Below are 16,017 nucleotides of genomic sequence, written 5' to 3' on the forward strand. Positions count from 1 at the left end.
GAAGCGTCTCACGCCGAGAGCAATTCCGGCAAGCGCTCCATGGCCAATCTGCCGCGCAGGTGTCGGATGGCGGCCAAGGCTTTGCCGGCGATGACGCCTAAAGCGACGCCGCCGGCGATCGCAAGCAGTTGGAAGCCTGGAGCCGGGAGCCAGCCTGCGACAGGTGCCATCAAAAGCTCCGGGACGAAGCGATGGACCAAGTAGATCGGGAAAGCCGCGACGGCGATCTGCGTAACCGCCCGCCCCACCCCAGCAGGCAGGCGAACACGCGGCAGGTAAAGAAGAGCCGAGAGCGCCGCGAAGATCGTCAAATACTTGACCGTCGTCCCCAGCCAGACCGACTCCCAAAAGGCTAGATACCCCAATACGGCAGTGGCAAATGCGGTCACGAGGAGTTTTCTGGCGGGAGTGTCGGCCAAACCGGCGCACCAGCCGAAGACCGCAAGGTGGAAGACCCAGTAGATCGCGAAGATCTGGCGGCTGCCTAAGTCCACGAACAATGGGACTGCAAAGCGCGCAGCGGCGGCAAACGCCAATAGTCCGATCGAGAAGGCAAAGGGTCGAGCCTGGGCGAGCTTGCGTAGAACCGGAACGGCAAAGGCGAGGGCGAAGACCAACAGCGTCTGCGCATAGGCCTCGATGAACCAGTAGAGATACGGGATCATCTCGTGACGTTCCGGTTCGGCATAGCCGAAATTGCCGGTGAGGGTCATCGAGGCCCAAGGGATCGCCTGCCAGGCGAGGGAGTAAGCGGCGACTATGAGAAAATAAGGGATCAGGACGCTGATCGCAGGTTTCAGCGCGTGCCGGATCCGACCGGCAAGCAAATGGACCGACTGAAAACGCGCAAGGCTGTAGCCGACAAGCAGCATCATGATGCCGGAGCCGCCCGGGATAGGCCACAGCGTCTCGTGATGCACGACCACCAGCAGGATGGCGAAGGCCCTCAGCACGATATCGACAGGCGTCTCGTTTGCCTGGTCCCGCATGAAAGACCGTTTCGCCGAATAAAGATTTGTCAGGTCTCCAACGCTTAGTCGTTCCCAGCCGTCCGGCAGTTCCAAGCCGAGCCGTTCGAGTTCCAGAGCCAATTGCAAAAAGCGAAGAGAATCTCCGCCGAGCGACACAAAGCTGTCAGCGCGGCCGACCGGAAGCGGATAGAACACGCGGGCATAGGCTCCGGGCACGCCGCCACGTTCGCGGATTTCCGCCCGTCCCAGCAACATCTCGCGTTGCAGGCAGCCATAGTCGATCTTGCCCGAGGCTAGCCTGGGAAGGTCGACACGCGTCGAAACTCGAACCAGATTGGCGGGCAAGCGGCTGACTTCGGCCAGGATACGCTGTGCCCGGCCTGCCGAGCCGGCGCCGGTCACATAGGCTTCTAGGCCTCGATCGTCGCCGAGCACCGCGGACGCAATGCCCGCCCGCTCCAGGGCCCGCTCCATGATATCGAAGCCGATCCTGAGGCCGGCAATCTTGGCAAAGCGGCTCTTGCGCCCGACGATGCGGAAGAAACCTTGCTCGTCCTGGACGGCAATATCGCCGGTGTTCAGGATCTCGACCTCAGCCCCGCGCGCCAGATCACAACGCTGCTCGGCGTAACCCATCATGACGTTCGGGCCGCGATAGACAAGTTCTCCCGGGATGCCCGAGCGGTTGACCGGCTCCCCCTTGTCGTCGACAAGGCCGAGGCTGCCGCCTGGGATGGCGACGCCGATCCGCTCCTCCCGGTCGGACAGGCTCTCCGGCGGCACGAAGGCGATACGCGCTGTCGCCTCGGTTTGACCATACATGACGAAGAAACGCCCACCCGCGGCGCGCAAATGATCCCTGTACAGGCGGATGACGTCGGGGCTGAGCTGTCCACCCGCCACCGTCATCATGCGCAAACCCCTGAGCTTATTGTCGCGGAAACGCATCCGTTCCAGGAGTTCGTAGGAATACGGGACGCCGGACAGATTGGTGCAGCCACCGTCGGCGATTATCTGCAGGAAATCGCCGTCCATGGCCGAAACACCGGGGAAGAGGATGCTGCCGCCGGCAATCAGATGCGAATTGAGAACCGACAGTCCGTAGGAATAATGCAGCGGCAGCATGAGAGCGGCCCTGTCGGCGGACGAGAGTTCGAGATAGGTCGTTATCGCGCGCGCATTGGCTTCGAGATTGGCATAGGAGAGCCTGACCGCCTTGGCGGCGCCCGAGCTGCCGGACGTCATCAGCAGCAGCGCGAGATCGGGATGCAGCGGCTCAATGTCCCTCGCGGGCCAGGCTTCCTTCACGAGACGCCAGCGGCCATCGGCTCGGCGATAGGTGAAATCCGGCTGGAAGGCCGCCAGGAAATCGTCCCAGACCCTTTTGTCGCAAGCCGGCAGCATGGCCACCGCATGACCCGCCCGCAGGGCTCCAAGATAGGCGACGACCGCATGCTCGGAGGGTTCCGCTGAGATAGCGACGAGCTGCTTTACCTCATCCCCCAGACGTGTGGCGAAGTGCTGCGCAAGGTCGTCAAGCTCCGCATAAGACAGGCTGCGCCCGTCGGCGAAGAGAAGTGCTGCGCGCTGCTCGCCACGGGCGAATTCAGACACAAGGTCGAGAGAGTGCATGGGCAAGGCTTCGGTCCGCCTGGAAACTGGCCGAAGCGCGTATGATACATGACTATTAAAGTCAACTAATATGGACTTGAGACATCACAGGCAGATCGCATCGATGGTGTCGCGCAGCCGATATGCATCGGTCAGCTCGCCGGCTTGCGCGCCGGATAGCTGTTGGGATGCGGCGGGACGGCCTTCAGATAGGCCGCGATCGCGGCGCGGTCATCGGCCGTCAACTGAGCTATGTTGCGCTGCACGTCGACCATGGCACCGCCGACGGAATCGAAATCCGGCGTGAAGCCGGTTTCGAGATAGTTGGCGATGTCGGCCTCCGACCAGTCCTTCGTGCCGCCCTGCGGGGTGATATTGGGCACCACGCCCGAGCCCTCGGCGGCCACGGCTCCCGCCAGCCATTCGGCCTTCTTGACGCCGCCGGCAAAGTCGCGCGGCGTGTGGCATTCGCCGCAATGCCCGGGGCCCTCGACCAGATAGCGGCCGGCCAGCACCTTGTCGGGCGCGCCCCCGGGCAAGGCAATGACCGGTTCAGGGCTGACATAGAGCCGCTTCCAAAGACCAATGCCGCGACGGATGTTGAAGGGGAAGGAGAGTTTGTGGCCGGGCGCCTTGCCGGCGACCGCCGGCAGCGTCTTCATAAAAGCATAGAGGTCGGCGATATCGGCCGGCTTCATGCGAGCATAAGAGGCATAAGGGAAGGCCGGATAAAAATGCTCGCCGGAGGGCGAAACGCCTTTCAGCATCGCATTGGCGAAGTCCTCCTCGCTCCAGGCGCCGATGCCGTCCTTTTGATCCTGCGAGATGTTGGGCGGTACGAAGGTGCCGAACGGCGTCTTCAGCTCCAGCCCGCCGGCAAGCTCCAGGCGGGCATCACCCTTGGATCCCGGTTTGGCGTGGCAGGATGTGCAGCCGCCAGCAAAGAAGATGCGCTTGCCTTTCGCAGCATCACCGGGGCCAAGCTGCGCGACCGTCGCGGCATCAAGCCTGACGGGCGCTGACAACGCCCAGCCGGCGACCGCGCCGGCGCCGCCCAGCACGATGACAGCGCCGACGAGCTTCTTCAGCCACGCCATATCAGGCGATCAGCCCTTCTTGATCCTGTAGGTCTCATGACAGGTGCCGCAGTCGCCGCCGATGGTGTTGAGCTGCGCCTTGAGCGCATCGACATCGGCCGGCGGCGAAGCCACTGCCGCCTTGACGTCGGCCAGGAACTTGTCCCCGGCCGCCTTGAAGCCTGGCATGTCTTCCCAGATCTTCGGCGCCGCCGTGGTGTCGCCCTTGTCGCTGCCGGCCGGGAAAAGTTTCTCGGCATCGAATTTTTCGGCGTTCGCCTCCAGCGCCTTTAGCGCCGTCAGCACAGCGGCGGCGTCGAAAGCCTCCTCGCCTTTGACGACCTTGGACAACTGGCCGGCGAGCTTGCCGCGTTCCTTCATCAGGGCCTGGCGATCCTTGATCGGGTCGGCATAAGCGGCCGAGCCGGCAAAAGCGAGCAAAGAGATGGCGATGACAAGCTTTCTCATTCAATTGGCTCCATGGTGAAGAGAGTTCGCGACTAGACGTTAACGGGCGATGCAGTGGAATTATTCCCTCCGCGCCGCAACGATTTTCTTGACTGGAATTGCCCTCCTGCGCCGGCAAAAGAAAAGCCCCGGTCATGCCGGGGCTTTTCGGAAGGGTCGATCAAGCTTTCGCCTTCTCGTAGAGTTCCAGGACATAATCCCAGTTGATCAGGCTGTCGACGAAGGCTTCGAGATATTTCGGCCGCGCGTTGCGGTAGTCGATGTAATAGGAGTGTTCCCACACGTCGACGCCGAGGATCGGCGAAGCGCCATGAACCAGCGGGTTCTCGCCATTGGGGGTCTTCGAGATCGCGAGCTTGCCGTCCTTGACCGAAAGCCATGCCCAGCCGGAGCCGAACTGGGTGGTGCCGGCGGCGACGAAGTCCGCCTTGAACTTGTCGTAGCCGCCGAGATCGGCATCGACGGCCTTCTGCAGCGCGCCCGGCAGCTTGTTGCCGCCGCCGCCCTTCTTCATCCATTTCCAGAAATGGATATGGTTGTAGTGCTGGGCGGCATTGTTGAAGAGCCCGGCATTCTTGCCGAAGGACTGTTTCACGACCTCTTCGACCGACAGGTCGCCCATTCCGGCCTCGGCGGCCAGCTTGTTGCCGTTGTCGACATAGGCTTTGTGGTGCTTGTCGTGGTGATACTCCAGCGTCTCCTTCGACATGTAAGGCTGCAAGGCCTCGTAGTCGTAGGGCAAAGCGGGCAACTCAAAAGCCATGGATGGTACTCCCTCAGGAAAAGTCCGGTGAAACTACCGGACTAAGATAGGTCTGGAATGGGTTGGGACAACTCCGGAACGAAGCGCCGAACGCCTTTTTATCCGCTCAGGCGGCGGAAGTCGAATGCGCCCAATCCCAATAGAGCTCCCGCGCCTTCTTGGCGACCGGTCCAGGCTGAATGCTACGGTTCTCGATGCGCGTGATCGGCACCACCTTCGAATGGTTGCCGGTCGAGAAGATCTCGTCCGCCTCGAGGAAATCGCGGATCGACAGCGTCTTCTCGGTGGTCCTGAAACCATAGTCGCCGAGCAGGTTGATCGTGCGCGAGCGGGTGATGCCGGAGAGGAAGGTGCCGTTCGCGGCGGGCGTCATCACATGGCCGTCCTTAACCAGGAAGATGTTGGAGGTGCCGGTCTCGGCGACATTGCCCAGCATATCGAGCACCAGCGCGTTGTCGAAGCCGCGCATCTTGGCCTCGAGGATGGCGCGGCCATTGTTGGGATAGAGGCAGCCGGCCTTGGCGTTGGTCGGCATGGTCTCGATGGTCGGCCGCCGGAACGGCGAGACGCCGATCGAAAAGCCCGAAGGCGGAATCATCGGTGACTCGTAAAGGCAGAGACAGAAGCGGGTCGAGGACGGGTCGGCCGGCACGCCCATATAGCCGCCATGCTCGGCCCAGTACATCGGCCTGATATAGACGGCGGTCTTGCCGTCGAATTTCTTCAGGCCGTCCCAGGTCAGCCCGACGATCTGCTCCGTCGTCATGGAAGGCTTCAGGCCGAGCGCGATCGCCGAGGCGTTGACGCGGCCGGCGTGACGATCGAGATCGGGCGCCACGCCTTCGAACCAGCGGGCGCCGTCGAACACGCTGGTGCCCAGCCACATGGCGTGGCTGCGCGGTCCCAGAATGGCAACATTGCCCTCGTACCAGTCGCCGTCCACATAGGTCCATGTCGCGGACTGCGCCGCCGCCGCCAGTGTCATCGTTTGCCGTCCGTATGGATGAGTTCCGGCCGCCATAGGACGACGCTTTGACGGCCGGCGTCAACCGACATCGGAAAAAATCCTTGAGGCCAGAGGCACTTAAAGCACGGCGCACGGAAAGGGATGGGCCATGTGTGTTGGGTTCTTGTGTTATGCGATCCTTTCCGAAAACCGCTGCCCACTTTTGGGCGACATGCATTAACCGCAATCAGCGCTTGCGCGGCAGGGCCGGGCGCCGCAAAACTCTTCCTATGCACCATGCAGCCTATGTCTTCGACGCCTATGGCACGTTGTTCGACGTGCACGCCGCCGTGCGCCGCCATGCGGGCGAGATCGGGCCGGACGGCCAGCTTCTCTCCGAAATCTGGCGCGCCAAGCAGCTCGAATATTCCTGGGTGCGGACGCTGATGGGCGCCTATGCCGATTTCTGGCAACTGACCGAGCAGGCGCTGGACTTCGCGCTGCGCAAGGTGCCGTCGGCCGATCCGGCGCTCAGGGCAAGGCTGCTGGAAGCCTATTGGCGGCTCGACTGCTATCCGGAGGTGCCGGCGGTATTGAAGGCGCTGAAAGCAGCGGGAGCGAAGCTCGCAATCCTGTCCAACGGCTCGCCGGAAATGCTGCGGGCGGCGGTGAAATCGGCCGCCCTCGACCAGATCCTGGACGACGTCTTCTCGGTCGACGAGATCAAGCGCTTCAAGACCGATCCTTCGGTCTACGACATGGTGGTCACTGGCTGGCGGCTCTATCCGGGGGCGGTGTCGTTCCAGTCCTCCAACCGCTGGGACGTCGCGGGCGCCGCCAGGTTCGGCTTCCGCACCGTCTGGATCAATCGCGCCAATCAGCCAGACGAATACCGGGATTTTCCGCCGGGGCTGATCCTGCCCTCGCTCGAAGGCCTTCTGGCAGGGGTTTGAGGTGCTGTTGCTGCCGCGCAACAGATGTGTCGCGGTCACAGCTTCGCCTTTGTTTGTCCACCCTGAGGCCAGAATTGGAACCGCCTATCACCGCCGACTGTTATTGCAGCTGTCGGCGCCGGCCAGCGGATTCATGCATTCTTGCGAATTCAAGACCTAGAAAAGGCAACCATGTCAGACGCTTCCTTCCGCATCAGCCGCCGTGGCTTCCTCAATCTCACGGCCCTTGGCGCTGCTTCGGCGATTTCCGCCTGCTCCACCACCGGTCCTCGCCCGGCAGCCGTGCAGCCGGCGCCGGCCTCTGTGGAGCCGCCGCTCGGCGACTACGCCACCATATATGGGCCGATGTCCGACAACGGCTTCGACCTGCCGGCCATCCCGGTAAACAAGATCGATCACAGATATTTGCGCCAGATCGTTCCCGATCCGACCGGACAGCGCCCGGGCACCATCGTCGTCGATAGCACCAACCACTTCCTCTATCTGGTGCGTGAGGGTGGCCAGGCGATCCGCTACGGCGTCGGTCTCGGCCGCGCCGGCTTCGAATGGTCGGGCGATGCGGTGGTGCAATGGAAGCAGAAGTGGCCGAAATGGACGCCGCCGGACGAGATGGTCGCGCGCCAGCCGGAACTGACGGAATACAGCGCCAAGAACGGCGGTATGCCCGGCGGGCTCAAGAACCCGCTCGGGGCGCGTGCGCTCTACCTCTTCAAAGGCAACCAGGATACGCTCTATCGTCTGCACGGGTCGCCGGAGTGGTGGTCGATCGGCAAGTCGGTCTCGTCGGGCTGCGTGCGCCTGATCAATCAGGACATCATCGACCTCTATGACCGCGTGCCCAACAAGACGCCGGTCGTGGTCACAGCAGATGTTGGCCAGCCGATGGCCGATATGCCCGAGCGCCGGGCCATTCCGATCGACAACGGCGTGCCGGACGACTCTGTCCTGCTGGGGCCGGTGCCGCAGGAGAGTGACGAGATCTTTTGATCCGGCGTTCGTCAGCGGTGCTTGGCGAGGATGTCCGCCAGCACCGCAACGCCGCGGCGCAACGCCTCCGCGTCGAGACCAGCATATCCCATGATGAAGCCCGCCGTTTCGGGCCGCGGCTCGGCCGGATCATAGAGCGGCGATACCGGATAGAGGCCGATCCCCGCAGCACGTGCGTCGGCGATGATCGCCGGCTCGCATCCAGAATCGATGCCGTTCAACCAGGCCACGACGTGCAGGCCCGTGTCGGCCCCAGCAACAGTCACCTTTGGCCCGATATGATCGGCGAGCGCCCGCAGCAGGACTTTTCGGCGCTCGGCATTTTTCCTGCGGATGCTGCGGACGTGGCGCTCGTAAGCGCCGCTCGTCAGCAGGTCGGCCAACACGTCCTGCTCCAGCATCGGAGCATGCCGGTCGGTCAGGCGCTTTGCCTCGCTGAAGGCCCGACGCAGGCCGGCGGGGACGACCAGATAACCGAGCCGCAAGGTGGGCGAGAGCGTTTTGGACAGCGTACCGACATAAATGACGGAGCCTGGATCGAGCGTCTGCAGAGGCGGGATGGGGGCTATGTCGTGGCGGTATTCGCCGTCGTAATCGTCTTCGACGACATAGGCGCCTGATGCCGTGGCCCAGGCCAGGAGGGAATGCCGCCGCGCCGCCGAAAGCACGCCGCCGAGCGGAAACTGGTGCGATGGCGTGACGTAAGCCAGACGGGCCGGCGGCAGCGCATCCGTCCTCAGCCCGTCAGCGTCGACTGCAACTGGCACGGCGACGCCGCCCGCGGCCGTGAAGGCATGGCGGGCCAGCAGATAGCCCGGATTCTCGATCACGAACGGGTCGCCGGAGTCGAGCAGCAGCCGCGCGCAGAGGTCGAGCCCTTGCTGGGAGCCGTTGACGATGGCGATCTGGTCCGGCGCGCAGTTGATGCCGCGTGCGCGCCAGAGATAGGTTTGAAGGGCGCTGCGAAGAGCAAGCGAGCCCTGTGGGTCGCCATAGCGCAACCGTGCGCCGCGCCGCAGAATGGCTTTGTTCGAGGCCCGTCGCCAAGCCAGGACCGGGAAGTCCGCTCCGGACAGGTCGCCATAGCGGAAATCCGCAACCTTGGCCGGCTGCTGTTCCGCCGGCGGAGGCAAAGCCAGCAGCCTGCGCGCGAACGTCGATAGGTTGCGTGGCGAGGCAGCCGCGATGGAAGCCGCCCCTGACGGCCTCTCCAGTCCCGGAGCCACAATGGCACGCGCGCCCTGCCGAATGATCAGATAGCCTTCGGCGTCGAGCTGGTTGTAGGCCGCCGTCACCGTGGTTCGCGACGCGCCCCATTCGGCGGCAAAGGCCCGCGACGACGGCAGCCGATCGCCGGGCCGGTAAACGCCGCTGTGGATTTGCGCCTTGATCGCCGCGATGATCCGGCGCGCCACGCCTTCCTGCTCCAACTGGACCATCGAAAACCTGCAAAACTGGATGTTCCAAGCAAGCCAGCTTTCCTGCATCCTTAAATGCAATGCAAGGAGTTTCCGCCATGTACATTCCGCCCGCCTTCCGCGATGACAACAGGGAGAGCCTCATGGCGACGATCCGCGCAGCACGGCTGGCGACGCTGGTCACCGCCACGGCGGAAGGACCGCAGGCGACGCCATTGCCGCTCTTGCTCAACGAGAGCGAGGGCGAGCATGGAACAATCTACGGCCATGTCGCGAAGGCAAATCCGCAGTGGCGCGCACCGGTTCTGGGCGATGGCCTGGCGATCTTCATGGGGCCCGACGCCTATGTGACGCCGGCCTGGTATCAGACCAAGCAGGAGACCGGAAAGGTAGTGCCGACTTGGAACTACCTGGCCGTTCATGCCTATGGGCCGATCGAATTCTTCGAGGACGCCGACAGGCTGCTCGAGATCGTCACGCGCCTGACCAATCTCCACGAAGGCGGACGCCCCTCGCCTTGGTCCGTATCGGATGCGCCGCCGGATTTCATCCAGGCACAACTCAAAGGCATTGTCGGCTTGCGCATGCCGATCACGCGGCTCCAAGGCAAGCGCAAGATGAGCCAGAACCGCAACGCGGCCGATCGCGCCGGTGTCGCCACTGGTCTAGCAGCGAGCGACCGGCCTTCGGATCGCGACGTCGCCCAACTGATCCCGTCTTGACATCCGACCCAGTCCAATTGCCAGTGAGCCGATCATGCCGGACCTGACACTATTCGCCTTGTACTTCGCCGCGGCGCTGCTGCTTGCCATCACGCCCGGACCGGGCATCTTCTATGTCGCCGCGCGCACCCTGGCCGGAGGCCGCGCTGAAGGCGTCGCCTCCAGTTTCGGGACGGGCCTGGGCGGCATGGTTCATGTGCTTGCCGGAAGCCTGGGCGTTTCAGCCCTCGTGCTCGCGAGCGCCGAACTCTTTACGGCGCTGAAGTTGATCGGCGCCGTCTACCTCGTCTGGCTCGGCTTGCGCACCTTCCAGTCCGCCCGCCGCGAGGCAAAGACAAAACTGGAAGGTGGCGCGCCGACGCCTGCGGTCGGCGTTGGCCGCGCGTTTCGCGAAGGGGTGCTGGTCGAGGCGTTGAATCCGAAGACGGCCGCCTTCTTCCTGGCCTTCATTCCGCAATTCCTGGATCTCGGCGCCGGCCACGTCGCCTTGCAGTTCATGGTGCTCGGCTTCGTGTCGGTGACGCTCAACACGCTGGCCGATGTCGTGGTGGCATTCGCGGCCGGCCGCATCAGGGAAGGCGCGGCAGGCCGGTCCGGCATGATACGTCGGCTCCGGGAGGCGTCCGGCGGCGCGATGATCGCGCTGGGCATCGGCCTTGCCGTAGCCAAGCGCCCTGCCCTCTGATTGCCGCGCCTCAGTTGGGCGCTACCGCCCGCGCGCCAGGCTGCCTAGTATCCCGCGCACTATCGCGCGGCCGACGGAAGAGCCCACCGAACGCACCACCGACTTGATCGCGGCTTCGGCCACTGTCTGACGGTTGGAGGACCGGCGGCCCGACCCTCCCAACACATCGTCGAAGCCCGGAATTGTCCAGCGCGAGCCGCCGGTGCCCGCCTGCTGCGCCTGCGCTTCGGCTTCCTGCGCCTCCCTGGTCTTCTTCTGCAGTATCTCGAAGGCCGAGTCGCGATCGACCGCTTGATCGTACTGCCCGGCGACCGGGCTCTCGGCAAGGACCTTGCGGCGCTCGTCGGGTGTGATCGGCCCGAGCCGCGACGACGGCGGGCGAATCAATGTGCGCTGTACCATGGCCGGCACGCCCTTATCCTCCAGCATCGAGACCAGCGCCTCGCCGGTGGCGAGCTGGGTAATCGCGGTGGCGCAGTCGAAATCCGGGTTGGGCCGGAAGGTATCGGCCGCCGTCCGCACCGCCTGCTGCTCGCGCGGCGTATAGGCGCGCAACGCGTGCTGCACGCGGTTGCCGAGCTGGGCCAAAACCTTTTCCGGAATGTCGAGCGGGTTCTGGGTGACGAAATAGACGCCGACACCCTTGGAGCGGATCAGCCGCACCACCTGCTCGACGCGATCAACCAGCACCTTCGGCGCGTCCTCGAACAAAAGATGCGCCTCGTCGAAGAAGAAGACCAGCTTCGGCCGCTCGAGATCGCCGACCTCGGGCAGTTCCTCAAACAGCTCCGACATCAGCCAGAGCAGGAAAGTGGCGTAGAGCCTGGGATTCATCATCAGCTTGTCGGCGGCCAGAACACTGATCGCGCCGCGGCCGTCGCGGGTGGTGCGCATCAAATCGGCGATGCGCAGCGCCGGCTCGCCGAAGAAGTTCGCGGCGCCCTGCTGCTCAAGCACCAGAAGCGTGCGCTGGATGGCGCCGACGGAAGGCTTGGTGACATTGCCGTAGCGTGCGCTGAGCTCGTCGGCTCGCTCGGCGATGTTGGCGAGCAGCGCCTGAAGATCTTTGAGATCAAGCAGCAGCAGGCCCTCTTCGTCAGCGATGCGGAAGGCGATGTTCATGACACCTTCCTGCGCTTCGGTGAGGTTCATCAGCCGCGACAAAAGCAGCGGCCCCATTTCCGAGATGGTGGCACGGATCGGGTGACCCTGCTCGCCGAACAGATCCCAGAAGATGACCGGGTATTCCTGAAACTGATAGGGATCGAGCTTCACCTGCTCTGCACGCTTGACAAGGAAATCCTTGGCCTCGCCCATCATGGCGATGCCGGAAAGGTCGCCCTTGATGTCGGCGCAGAAGACCGGGACGCCGGCATTTGAAAAGCCCTCGGCCAAGACCTGCAGGCTGACCGTCTTGCCGGTGCCTGTGGCGCCGGTAATCAGGCCGTGGCGGTTGCCGTAGCGCAGCAGGAGTTCCTCGGCGCGCTGGTAGGAATCATCAGGCTTGCGGCTGGCGCCGATGAAGATGCTGGTGTGGTCAGCCATATGTCCGGTCTCCGCAATCTCTTCCGCCAAAAACGCCCGGTCTCATGGAGGATAATAACGCGATCGGCGGGCGACAATGCCCACCATCAAATTTGGCGCTATTCGAATTTGACCCTGGCAGCGAAACCACCTTACTTAGCTTGCGGATTTTGCGCATGTTTGGCAATCGGTTAGCGGCTGCCGGAACAACCGCGACGGATGTCGCATTGTGATATGCGGCGGGGGACCATAGACTGGTGGCTGATGCGGCCGAGAGACGAGGAGTGCGATGGGCGCCGGCGCCTTGACTAGGGATGTCGACCTTCCCAACCCGGAAACCAAGCGCTGGCTGGCGCTGGCGGAAAAAGTGCTTGCCGGCGGCGCTTTCGAACAGAAGCTTGTTTCGCACACCGATGACGGCATCCGCATCGAGCCGCTCAGCGAGCGTTCGACGACAGCCGAGCCGCTGGTGCGCACCAATCCGAAGTCGCCATGGATCGTCAGCCAGCGCATCGACGATCCCGATATCGCCCGCGCCAGCGCCCAGGCGCTGCAGGACATCGCTGAGGGCGCGACCGGCCTGTCGCTGGTTTTCGAGGGTGCGCCGAATGCGTTCGGCTACGGGCTGCCGAGAACCGCGGAGGCGCTGGAAACGGTGCTCGACGGCGTGCCGCTCAACCGGGTCCAGGTGCGCATCGATGCGCATCCGTGGAGCCGCGCCGTGGCGGATTGGCTGCTCGCCTTCCTGACCCGGCGCCGCTCCGATCCGGCGAAGCTCAACCTTTCCTTCGGCATCGACCCGGCGGCGATCTTCGCCGGCACCGGACGGCTGCGCACCTCGATCGAGGCGCTGCAGGAGTCAATGCCGCAATCGCTGGCGCATTTCTTCTCGATGGGCGTGCCCGGCGTGCTGCTCGAAGCGGACGGCCGCGTCTTCCACAATGCCGGCGCCACCGAGGCGCAGGAGCTCGGCACGATGATGGCTTCCGCCGTGTCCTATCTCAGGATGTTCGAGAAGGCGCGTCAGCCGCTGGTCTATGCCGCGCCCTATATCGGCTTTGCCCTCAGCGTCGACCAGGACCAGTTCCTGTCGATGGCCAAGGTGCGGGCGTTGCGCAAGCTCTGGGCGCGGATCCAGGAAGCCTGCTCGATCCCGGCCTCGACGGCGAACGTCCACGCCGAGACCTCCTATCGCATGATGGCGATGGCGGATCCGGAAACCAACATTCTGCGCACCGCGATTGCCGCTTTTGCCGCCGCGACCGGCGGCGCTGATTCCGTCTCGATCCTGCCGCATACCATCGCGCATGGACTGCCGGCCGGTTTTGCGCGCCGCGTCGCCCGCAACGCGCAGCTGATCCTGGCGCATGAGAGCCATCTCCATCACGTGGCCGATCCGGCCAGCGGCTCCGGAGCGGTCGAGGCGCTGACCGACGGTCTTTGCGCGGCGGCCTGGGAAGAATTTCAGCGCATCGAGGCCGAGGGCGGCGTGCTCAACAGCCTGCAGCAGGGCTATATCCAGAACCGTGTGCAGACGGCCGCCGCGAAGCGCAATGTCGCCTATCGGGCCGGTGAACGCGGCATCATCGGCACCACCTTGTTCCGCACCGGCAGCGAGCGCCGCGTCGAGACATTGAAAGCCGAACGCCGGCCCGCGCTGACAGAGGGCGTGGCGACCTGTGAGCCGCTGTTTCCAGTTCGCATCGATCAGTCGATCGGAGCCGGCTCATGATCCCGGATTTCAGCCAGATCGGCTGGTCGGCGCCGCGCCGCGGGCCGGTCGAGCTCAAGGGCCAGCGGATGACGCCGGAAGGCATCGCCGTGAAACACCTCTACACGCAGGGCGACCTCAAGGGCCTGGCCAATCTCGACACCTATCCGGGCCTGCCGCCCTTCGTGCGCGGCCCCTACCCGACCATGTATGTCCAGCAGCCCTGGACGATCCGGCAATATGCCGGCTTCTCGACGGCGGAGGAATCCAACGCTTTCTACCGGCGCAACCTCGCGGCCGGCCAGAAGGGCCTGTCGGTCGCCTTCGACCTCGCGACCCATCGCGGCTATGACAGCGACCATCCGCGCGTCGCCGGCGATGTCGGCATGGCGGGCGTGGCGATCGATTCCATCCTCGACATGCGCCAGCTGTTCGACGGCATTCCGCTCAACGAGATGACGGTGTCGATGACCATGAACGGCGCCGTGCTGCCGATCATGGCGCTCTATATCGTGGCGGCGGAGGAACAGGGTGTCGCGCAGAAGGACCTCGCCGGGACCATTCAGAACGATATTCTGAAGGAGTTCATGGTCCGCAACACCTACATCTATCCGCCGAAGCCTTCGATGCGGATCGTGTCGGACATCTTCGCCTATACCTCGCGGCACATGCCGAAATTCAATTCAATCTCGATCTCCGGCTATCATATGCAGGAGGCGGGCGCGACGGCCGACCTCGAACTCGCCTACACGATCGCCGACGGTATCGAATATGCGCGCGCCGGCGTCGCCGCGGGTCTCGACATCGACCGGTTCGCGCCGCGCCTTTCCTTCTTCTGGGCGATCGGCATGAACTTCTTCATGGAGGTCGCCAAGCTCAGGGCCGCGCGGCTGCTCTGGTCGAGCCTGATGAAGAAGAATTTTGCGCCGAAGGACGAGCGCTCGCTGTCGCTGCGCACCCATTGCCAGACATCGGGCTGGTCGCTGACGGCGCAGGATCCCTACAACAACATCACGCGCACGATGATCGAGGCGATGGCGGCAACGCAGGGACATACGCAGTCGCTGCACACCAATTCCTTCGACGAGGCGATGGCGCTGCCGACCGACCATTCGGCCCGCGTTGCCCGCAACACGCAGCTCATCCTGCAACAGGAATCCGGCACCACGCGCATGATCGACCCGTGGGGCGGCTCGGCCTATGTCGAGCGGCTGACGCATGATCTGGCGGCCCGCGCGCTCGCTCATATCGAGGAGGTCGAAAACCTCGGCGGCATGGCGGCGGCGATCGAGAAAGGCATTCCGAAGCTGCGCATCGAGGAAGCGGCGGCGCGCACCCAGGCACGCATCGATTCCGGCGAGCAGGTGCTGGTCGGCGTCAATGCGCATCGCCCGGAAGCCGATATCGAGGTCGATGTGCTGAAGATCGATAATGCCGAGGTCAAGGCCCGGCAATTGGCGAAGCTGCAGCGGCTCAAAGGCACGCGCGACGTCGCGGCCCTGGAGGATGCGCTAACCGCCCTCACCCGCGCGGCTGAAAGCGGCGAGAACCTGCTCGAATTCGCGATCCGCGCGGCGCGGGCCAATGCGACCGTCGGCGAGATCTCGCTGGCGCTGGAGAAAGTGTTCGGGCGCCATGCAGCCACCGTGCACACCATCTCCGGCGTCTATCGCGACGCGCTCGGCGACAATCCGGCGGTCGATCGGCTCAAGGACAAGCTCGAAGCCTTCGAGAAGAAGTCCGGTGCAAAGCCGCGCATCCTGGTCGCCAAGATGGGCCAGGACGGCCATGATCGCGGCCAGAAGGTGATCGCCAGCGCCTTTGCCGATCTCGGCTTCGACGTCACCGTCGGACCGATGTTCCAGACGCCCGAGGAGATCGCAAAGCTAGCGGTGCAGCATGATGTCGACATCATCGGCGCGTCCTCGCTCGCGGCCGGACATCTGACGCTGATCCCCGAGCTCAAGGAGGCGCTGAGGAAGCTCGGCCATGGCGACATGCTGATCGTCGCCGGCGGCGTCATCCCGCCACAGGATTACGACGCGGTGCTGAAGGCTGGGGCGGCCGAAATCTTCCCGCCGGGGACCGTCATCCCGCAAGCGGCGGACAGGCTGATGGACAGGCTGCTGTCGGTCGAGTGAATACCCTGTGTCGGGACTGGTCAAACGCAACTCGTTGCTTA

The 16,017-nt window shown here is 64.1% G+C and carries 13 protein-coding genes; 6 read left to right on the forward strand and 7 right to left on the reverse strand.

From position 1 onward, the window contains the following. Positions 1–8: 8 nt before the first annotated feature. The 5 genes from P9230_RS19660 to P9230_RS19680 all read right to left on the reverse strand — a co-directional run bounded on the left by P9230_RS19660 (position 9) and on the right by P9230_RS19680 (position 5,874). Positions 9–2,603 (reverse strand): AMP-binding protein, encoded by a 2,595-nt coding sequence (locus P9230_RS19660; RefSeq protein ID WP_278120554.1) that lies wholly within the window; start codon positions 2,601–2,603, stop codon positions 9–11. Positions 2,604–2,734: 131 nt separating this feature from the next. Then, positions 2,735–3,679 carry a cytochrome c gene (locus P9230_RS19665; RefSeq protein ID WP_067320899.1) on the reverse strand — a complete coding sequence of 315 codons (945 nt, stop codon included), beginning with the start codon at positions 3,677–3,679 and terminating at the stop codon, positions 2,735–2,737. 9 nt (positions 3,680–3,688) lie between these two features. After that, on the reverse strand, positions 3,689–4,126 hold the full coding sequence (locus P9230_RS19670) for a cytochrome c (RefSeq protein ID WP_067320896.1): 438 nt from the start codon (positions 4,124–4,126) through the stop codon (positions 3,689–3,691). Between the two features lie 160 nt (positions 4,127–4,286). Next, positions 4,287–4,889: a superoxide dismutase gene (locus tag P9230_RS19675; RefSeq protein WP_066997682.1), complete on the reverse strand. Its 603-nt coding sequence runs from the start codon at positions 4,887–4,889 to the stop codon at positions 4,287–4,289. Positions 4,890–4,995: 106 nt separating this feature from the next. After that, positions 4,996–5,874, reverse strand: a complete 879-nt coding sequence (locus tag P9230_RS19680; protein WP_127246277.1) for a branched-chain amino acid aminotransferase — start codon at positions 5,872–5,874, stop codon at positions 4,996–4,998. A gap of 251 nt (positions 5,875–6,125) precedes the next feature. On the opposite strand from P9230_RS19680, the gene P9230_RS19685 reads away from it, so the two are divergent. Then, a complete protein-coding gene (locus P9230_RS19685) occupies positions 6,126–6,788 on the forward strand; it encodes a haloacid dehalogenase type II (RefSeq protein WP_067320889.1) in 663 nt (220 codons plus the stop codon). 171 nt (positions 6,789–6,959) lie between these two features. Next, positions 6,960–7,775 (forward strand): L,D-transpeptidase, encoded by an 816-nt coding sequence (locus P9230_RS19690; protein ID WP_278120555.1) that lies wholly within the window; start codon positions 6,960–6,962, stop codon positions 7,773–7,775. Positions 7,776–7,786: 11 nt separating this feature from the next. Here the strand turns inward: P9230_RS19690 and P9230_RS19695 are convergent, their stop codons facing one another. Beyond that, positions 7,787–9,214, reverse strand: coding sequence for a PLP-dependent aminotransferase family protein (locus P9230_RS19695; protein WP_278120556.1), 1,428 nt, complete (start codon positions 9,212–9,214; stop codon positions 7,787–7,789). 77 nt (positions 9,215–9,291) lie between these two features. Between P9230_RS19695 and P9230_RS19700 the strand changes: the two genes are divergently transcribed. Both P9230_RS19700 and P9230_RS19705 read left to right on the forward strand, forming a co-directional pair. Next, positions 9,292–9,915: an FMN-binding negative transcriptional regulator gene (locus P9230_RS19700; RefSeq protein WP_127241930.1), complete on the forward strand. Its 624-nt coding sequence runs from the start codon at positions 9,292–9,294 to the stop codon at positions 9,913–9,915. Positions 9,916–9,949: 34 nt separating this feature from the next. Further along, positions 9,950–10,600, forward strand: coding sequence for a LysE family translocator (locus P9230_RS19705; protein WP_127241929.1), 651 nt, complete (start codon positions 9,950–9,952; stop codon positions 10,598–10,600). Between the two features lie 21 nt (positions 10,601–10,621). On the opposite strand, the gene P9230_RS19710 is transcribed toward P9230_RS19705, so the two are convergent. Further along, positions 10,622–12,145: a helicase HerA-like C-terminal domain-containing protein gene (locus P9230_RS19710; RefSeq protein ID WP_095800180.1), complete on the reverse strand. Its 1,524-nt coding sequence runs from the start codon at positions 12,143–12,145 to the stop codon at positions 10,622–10,624. A 268-nt stretch (positions 12,146–12,413) separates the two neighbouring features. Here P9230_RS19710 and P9230_RS19715 point away from each other — a divergent pair, with 268 nt between their 5' ends. Next, positions 12,414–13,856: a methylmalonyl-CoA mutase family protein gene (locus P9230_RS19715; RefSeq protein WP_278086608.1), complete on the forward strand. Its 1,443-nt coding sequence runs from the start codon at positions 12,414–12,416 to the stop codon at positions 13,854–13,856. Next, positions 13,853–15,976 carry a methylmalonyl-CoA mutase gene (gene scpA / locus P9230_RS19720; RefSeq protein ID WP_278120559.1) on the forward strand — a complete coding sequence of 708 codons (2,124 nt, stop codon included), beginning with the start codon at positions 13,853–13,855 and terminating at the stop codon, positions 15,974–15,976. Before P9230_RS19715 ends, scpA begins: the two co-directional genes overlap by 4 nt. Positions 15,977–16,017: the final 41 nt, after the last annotated feature.

Origin of the sequence: Mesorhizobium sp. WSM4887 (assembly GCF_029625865.1) — a bacterium.
Taxonomy (GTDB): domain Bacteria; phylum Pseudomonadota; class Alphaproteobacteria; order Rhizobiales; family Rhizobiaceae; genus Mesorhizobium.